The 1,456-nt window shown below is 45.5% G+C and carries 1 protein-coding gene and 1 tRNA gene; both read right to left on the bottom strand.

Annotated elements, in window-relative coordinates; translation table 11 throughout:
* Positions 1 to 72: 72 nt before the first annotated feature.
* Positions 73 to 144, bottom strand: a tRNA-Thr gene (locus tag P5683_RS24795).
* A gap of 70 nt (positions 145 to 214) precedes the next feature.
* Positions 215 to 688: a cytochrome c gene (locus P5683_RS24800; protein WP_006623847.1), complete on the bottom strand. Its 474-nt coding sequence runs from the start codon at positions 686 to 688 to the stop codon at positions 215 to 217.
* Positions 689 to 1,456 lie beyond the last annotated feature (768 nt).

Genomic DNA, 1,456 nt, shown 5'->3' on the forward strand with positions numbered 1-1,456 from the left:
CAAGCACGGTTTTGAATGGGAGTGGGGGAAGGCGACTTCCCTCTCGACCCCTACCCAGTCTTTTTCAAAAAAAGCCAGTAATCGGACTTGAACCGATGACCGTCCGCTTACAAGGCGGATGCTCTACCACTGAGCTATACTGGCTTGGGGTAAAGCTGGAATGATGATTTCAACCACTCAACCGACCCACGTTTTCTTAGTATATCATAGTTTTCTAAATTTGTTCCAAATAATTTAATAAATCTGCCATTTCTTGAGGATTAGGCTGAAACTGAGGCATGGGAGGGGTTTTGCCACTAACGACCTGTTGAATAATACTAATTTGTGATTTTCGTTGGGAAATGTCCTCCAGGTTTGGACCGATTTGATGTTCGACTTGGCTAACATGACATCCCGCACAGTTCATCTCAAAAATAGCGTGTCCTCGGGTTGGGTCTCCGGTTAGTGACAACACTTTTTGAATGTAGGGATCGGAAATTTTCACGGAACTGACTCCCCAGACCCAGAGGAGAATAACCACCATCAGCCCTAGGGCAACCAAAGCCACTCGCTGGATGATCTCGGTTATATGAGTGTTGGCAATATGGTTATCCAAAGCTACACGAATACACGAATCTACAAAAAACTTTACTTGTTCACTGTACAGCTTAATACTTTCCTGGGTTGAGGGCAAGTGGCGATCGCTCAAGGTGGAATTTATCGGTGGAATCTGTCAGAGCTAAATTTAATCCAAGATTAATTCAACATTTACGGGCCATGCGGTATAATGTTTCGGAAGGTGCGAGACGTTTAGGAGACTAAACAAGGCTGTAATGCCTGAAATCACCTCCTAGTTGGGAATCCAATCCCTTGGTTGGATATAAGAAGCTCGTTTCTGACCATCCCCATAACTCTTTATATGTCCCGACGCTTGGAGAAATCTAAGCAAGGCAGGGAACTCAAGGTCATAAACAAACTGAGAAATCAGGGAGTAGAGAGTGCGAAATGTTGAGGAGACCAAATAAGGCTGTGATCCCTGAAATCACCTCCTAGTTGGGAAGCCAGCCCCGAGTCTGGATAAGAGGTCGGAGCCTCGAACCATTCCCCATAACTGTTTATACGTCCCAACGTTTGGATTGAACCCCCAAACAAGGCAGGGAACTCAAGGTCATCAAACAAACTGTTTTGATGGGGAAGTTATGACCCCATGATAACAATGAGTAGAGAGTGCGAAATCTTTAGGAGACCAAATAAGGCTGTTATGCCTGAAATCACCTCCTAGTGGGGAAGCCAGCCCCGAGTCTGGATAAGAGGTCGGAGCCTCGAACCATTCCCCATAACTGTTTATACGTCCCAACGTTTGGATTGAACCCCCAAACAAGGCAGGGAACTCAAGGTCATCAAACAAACTGTTTTGATGGGGAAGTTATAGCATTAGTCAAGGTGGTTAGGACGCAGCTTTGAGAACGGAATCCAT

This window comes from Limnospira sp. PMC 1279.21 (assembly GCF_032349615.1).
In the GTDB taxonomy this organism is placed as follows: domain Bacteria; phylum Cyanobacteriota; class Cyanobacteriia; order Cyanobacteriales; family Microcoleaceae; genus Limnospira; species Limnospira fusiformis.